Source organism: Candidatus Desulfolinea nitratireducens (assembly GCF_982879505.1).
Genome location: NZ_CEYOSI010000228.1, coordinates 1 through 5475, shown reverse-complemented (window position 1 = coordinate 5475; position 5475 = coordinate 1). Strand labels below are relative to the sequence as shown.

Sequence of the window (5475 nt, the reverse complement as noted above, 5' to 3'; positions counted from 1 at the left end):
CCGAGTTTGACGCCCACCATCACGAAGACCGCGACTCCTGCATCCACGCCCACACCAGCCTGGGTCAGACGCGGACCGGGGATCGTGCGCACCACAATCCTGCTCTATCATCACGTCGCCATCTCTCCGATTGAAAGCCAGTATTATATTCATCCTGAAAATTTCGCACAGCAAATGCAGGCACTTGATGAATGGGGCTTCACGCCGATCCCCCTTTCGCTGTTGGTAAAAGCGATCACGGAAGGAGCAGAGCTGCCCCCGAAGCCAGTCGTCATTTCTTTTGATGATGGACGGTTGGATATTTACGAAAATGCTTTTCCGATCATGCAGAAATATGATTTTCAAGGTGTTTTTTATGTGCTCAGCGGCGGGTTGAACGATGAAACATTGGTCGGTGTTGATGCGTTGAAAGAAATGGCAGCAGCGGGCTGGGAGATCGGCAGCCACAGTCACAGTCATGCTGACCTTTCCAAGCTTAATGAGAATGACTCGTACCGCGAGGTGGTTGATTCTCGCCGTTCGCTGGAGAAGGCTTTAGAGCTACCCATTACCTCTTTTGCCTATCCATTTGGGGCGGTTACGGATACTGCTGGAGCTCAAGTTCATATCGCAGGCTATCAATCTGCTGTAGGGCTGGGATATACCGACCATCAAGGGCCGGGCAATCTCTTTTATTTACAGCGCCGCCCGATCAGTTGGGATTATGATCTGAAACGGTTTGCGATTGTTATGGGCTGGGAAGGACCGCTCAGGGTTGAAGAAACGCCTGCGCCCTGAGAGGGTTAGAATAGGTGAGGAACACCACCAAAAAAGGAGAGTGACATGAAAAAAATTCTTTCGATCAGTTTGGGGTCAGAATCACGTGATCACAGTACCATTCACGAGTTTTTAGGGGAAAAATGCGAAATCACACGGAAGGGCTTCAATGCCGATATCGATAAAGCCATTGAAGCCTATAAAGCATACGATGGCAAAGTAGATGCCTTTGGCGTCGGGGGCATAGAGTTTTATCTTGGCGTGGGGGAGAGGCGCTATTATTTTAAAGAGGCCAGGAAAATTCGAGCAGCGATCAAGAAAAGTAAAGTTGGCGATGGCAACGGGATTAAGGGGCTGCTTGTTAAACGCGCCCTTCAAGCTCTCGAAGTGAAGCTAAATGAAGAAGGAAAAACCCTTAAAGGGATGAAAGCCTTGAAAACCAATGCGGTGGATCGCTACGTGATGGCAGCCGCTCTTGTCGAAGCCGGCTGTGATACAACTTTTGGCGACCTGATGTTCTCGCTAAATCTCCCGATTCCGATTCGAAGTTTAAGCGGAGTACGCTTTATGGCAGCAGCTTTATTGCCCTTTATCACCAAGATGCCTTTCAAATGGTTTTACCCGCTTGGCTCGGAACAGGATAACGACCCAGAGCCAAAATGGACGAAATATTATGAGGAAGCTACGGTTCTCGCTGGTGATTTTGTCTCCATCCGCGCAAGTATGCCCGATGATCTGAAAGGCAAGATTGTTCTCACCAACACAACAACCGCGAAAAACGTCGAAGAACTTCGTGAACGTGGCCTCCATATTCTTGTCACCTCCACGCCCCGTCTCGAAGGACGTACTTTCGGCACCAATGTGATGGAAGCCACTCTTCGGGCGCTGATCGATAAACCAGATGACCAAATTACCGAAGCTGATTTTCTGGATATGATCGAACGGATCCCATTAGAACCAAATATTGAAGTGTTGAATTAAACTAAAACATGAAAAGTGATGAGTGATTTTCACGTATCACTGATCACTTTTTTTTAAAATGACCGACCTTCACGATCCCGATTACTTCCTCGAACTCCAAACCAAAACGGGATGGGGAAAAATGCTGCGCTCCTTCGCAGCGTGGCTTGACCCAAAACCTGCCTCCCTTATCATAGACGTGGGAACCGGTCCCGGTCTTCTTCCCGCCATCTTCACTCAAAAAGGCTACCGCGCCTTTGGCGTAGACTCATCTTTTAAAATGTTCCGAGATGCTCTCCACCCCAATCTCATCCTGGCGGATGTTTTATCCTTGCCTTTTGAAGCTTCAACTTTCGACCTGATCACCGCCTCCAATCTGCTCTTCCTGCTTCCGGAACCGATAACTGCCCTCCGCAAGATGGCTCGACTTCTCAAACCGGATGGCGAGATCGGTCTGCTCAACCCCTCTGAAAATATGAGCATCTCTGCCGCAACAGCTCTCGCGGACGAGCGCGGTCTGGAAGGTTTGGCTCGTGAGTCCCTGCTCAATTACGCGGCCCGCGCTGAGCGATATACCCGTTGGCGTGAAGTTGATTTACGTGAGCTCTTTGCTGGCGCCAATCTCATTCTGACAGATACCACCACCAAAATGGGGGCTGGCCTGGCCCGCTTTGTGCAGGGGAAACTTCTCTCTCCTTGACCATCCTCCCTTATCTTGTCTATAATCGAAGTTGTGATAAATATTGGCCCAATTATTTGAAGTCTCCTAAATCTATTTGTAGAAGGAATTATGAAACGAAATATTTTATTATCTAGGAATATCTCTAAATTTATTGGTGTGTTTCTACTTTTTACTCTTACCTCTTGTTCCCCAACACCTGCATCCCCCGCGCCAACAGAGGCAATTCAGCCTCCATCAGAAACGCCTCTTCCTGCCACAGAAATCACTATCCCGACCGAAACTATCGTCCCTACGCCATCGCCCATCCCAATGGAACGGGCGCAATATACGCTCTTTGCTATCCTCGATTATGCAGCCAAAAAAGTCGAGGTAGAAGAAAGCATTCTCTACCCCAACAAAAGCGGGGAAACACTCAATGATCTCCTCCTGGCAGTAGAACCGAATTACTGGCCCAGCGGATTTGTTCTTCATGAAATATTTGTAGATGAAGTTCCTGCGAATTACACCCTCGAGGGACAAAGGCTGATCATTCCCCTCACCACACCATTAACACCAAACCAAAGCATAGAAATAAATCTGCGCTATACCCTCAATCTACCTTTCGCAGAACAAGGCGATCCCAGCGTGATACGTGCCAGAATATACGGCTATACAAATCGACAGGTCAACCTGACCAATTGGTATCCCTTCGTTGTGCCGCGCCAAAACGGGGAGTGGATATTGCCAGAGCCCTGGTATTTTGGCGAGCATCTCGTTTACGATGCCGCAGATTACGAAGTCAACTTCAAAACCAACGATCCAGCGGTGGTCGTGGCGGCCAGCGCTAACGCCGAATCCAATGCCGAGTGGACAAGATACAAGCTGGAGGCCGGGCGTGCTTTCGTCCTATCCGCCAGCCCGGAGTTTAAGGTTTTCAGCACAGAAGTTGGCGGTATTCGAGTCTACAGTTATTATTATCCACTTTTCGAAATCCCAGCGGAAGAGGTGCTGAACGTGACTGCGAAAGCCATTGAGCTTTACAGCCAGCTTTACGGACCCTATCCTCACAATTCGCTCAGCGCAGTGCAAGGTGATTTCAACGATGGGATGGAATACTCTGCCCTTTATTTTCAATCGCACGGATTTTATAATACCTACGACGGCACTGTGCAAAATTATCTCACCTTTGTTTCGGCGCACGAAACCGCGCATCAGTGGTTCTTTGAAAGCGTCGCCAATAATCAGGCTGACGAACCCTGGCTCGACGAAATGCTCTGCACATACAGTGAGCGCATCTATTACGAAAATTATCATCCTGAGGCGATCAATTGGTGGTGGGCCGCCCGTATGTTTGACTACACTCCCAACACCTGGGTGGATCTTTTGGTCAGCGAAAATCCAACCGAGCGTGCCTATTGGGGGTCATCTTATTTTCATGGCGCATATTTCCTCGAAGAATTACGCGCCCGCATCGGTGATGAGGTCTTCTTCGCCTTTTTGAAAGATTACCGCACCCAAAACGCTCAGAAAATTGGTACAGGGGATGATTTTTTCCGCATCCTGCGCGAGCATACAAAGGTCGATTTCTCGGATTTGACGATAAAGTATTTCAGGGCGCCGCATTAGCAATGCGATCTCTCCGCGCGTTCTGCGTTCTTTGTGTGGGGCTCATTCTGATCGGATGCAATCTCATGGCACCTGCCACCTTCCCCACAGCGGAACCAACTACTTTCCGCCTGATCACTGAGATCCCCAACGCGACCATCACCCCAACAGCATTCCGCCCGTCTGCAGGGACAAAGATCCCCACTCTACCAATCATACCCACACCAACAAGTACACCCTCCCCCCCGACAGAAACCAGCATCCCATTAACAGGGTCTCCACCCACCGCAGCCTCCAAAGATGATTCCAGGAACCTGGATGAGGCCAGCCCTCAATATGAACTCGTCGCTGAACTGGACTATGCATCCCACACCCTCGATGTAGACGAAACGATCACGTACACCAACCAGACCGGGGGTCCCCTGAACAGTTTGGTGTTAAACGTCGAGGCAAATCGCTGGGGAAATTGCTTCAACCTAAAGGGTATCATGCTGAATGGCGTCCCCGCCACACAAACACTGAGCGGTGCAAGGATGGAAATTCCCTTGGGAGTGAGTTTAGAGCCTGATGAGGCGATCATCCTGGAGATCACGTATTCGCTAAACATTCCACCAAAACAATACGAGGAGGTCTTTGGCTATGTAGGTTATCAAACAAACCTTGTGAACTGGTATCCCTTTGTTGCGCCATATAACAATCAGCGAGGCTGGATTTTGCATGAGCCGAGCGGAGTGGGCGAACATCTTGTTTATGATGCCTCAGATTTTGATGTTCGGTTAAAAGTAAAAGGGGATGAGGATCTCATTGTCGCAGCAAGTGCCGAAGGGAATACAGAGGGGAATTGGACTCGCTACGAACTCAAGGGAGCTCGAACTTTCGCCCTATCGATCAGCCCAATATTTCAGTCACAGACGGAAGCAAATGAACAGGCGAGTGTGACGAGTTTCTATTTCCAGAATTATGAAAATGCCGGGAAAGGCATCCTTGAGGCCGCATCCGATGCGATTGAGATTTATAGTGACCGATTTGCACCCTATCCATACGAAAGTTTGAGCATCGTCCAAACCCAGCTTGCAGACGGGATGGAGTACGACGGGCTGATCTTTATGGGCAGCAAATTTTATGATGAATATAACGGTACGATCAAGAATAATTTGATCTCAATCGGGGTTCACGAGGTTTCGCATCAGTGGTGGTTTGGGATGGTGGGGAATGATCAGGCGCTTGAGCCCTGGCTGGATGAGGCCATGGCGCTCTATAGTGAACGGATTTATTATGAGGTCACCTATCCCTTCCCGGTAAATTGGTGGTGGCGTTTTCGGGTTACCTGGTTTTCACCCTCTGGCTGGGTGGATACGACAATCTATGATGGGTATGGTTTTCGCGGTTATACCAACTCAGTTTATTTACGAGGAGCACAGTTTTTGGAGGCGATCCGCTTCAGGATTGGAGAAAAAGCATTTAATGCCTTTTTAAAAGATTTCGCGACAACC

At 49.1% G+C, this 5475-nt stretch carries 5 protein-coding genes; all 5 read left to right on the top strand.

The annotated features are described in order from the left end of the window. Positions 1 to 777: polysaccharide deacetylase family protein (locus AC3DOM_RS15210; RefSeq protein WP_487919894.1), on the top strand; the 777-nt coding region annotated here is incomplete at its 5' end. Positions 778 to 822: 45 nt separating this feature from the next. Beyond that, a complete protein-coding gene (locus AC3DOM_RS15205; protein ID WP_487919893.1) occupies positions 823 to 1737 on the top strand; it encodes a quinate 5-dehydrogenase in 915 nt (304 codons plus the stop codon). A 58-nt stretch (positions 1738 to 1795) separates the two neighbouring features. Further along, a complete protein-coding gene (locus AC3DOM_RS15200; protein ID WP_487919892.1) occupies positions 1796 to 2416 on the top strand; it encodes a class I SAM-dependent methyltransferase in 621 nt (206 codons plus the stop codon). Between the two features lie 90 nt (positions 2417 to 2506). Next, the gene (locus AC3DOM_RS15195) at positions 2507 to 4003 is read left to right on the top strand and encodes a M1 family aminopeptidase (protein ID WP_487919891.1); all 1497 of its coding nucleotides are present in this window, start codon (positions 2507 to 2509) and stop codon (positions 4001 to 4003) included. A gap of 65 nt (positions 4004 to 4068) precedes the next feature. Beyond that, the coding region (locus tag AC3DOM_RS15190) for a M1 family metallopeptidase (RefSeq protein ID WP_487919890.1) at positions 4069 to 5475 on the top strand (1407 nt) is incomplete at its 3' end.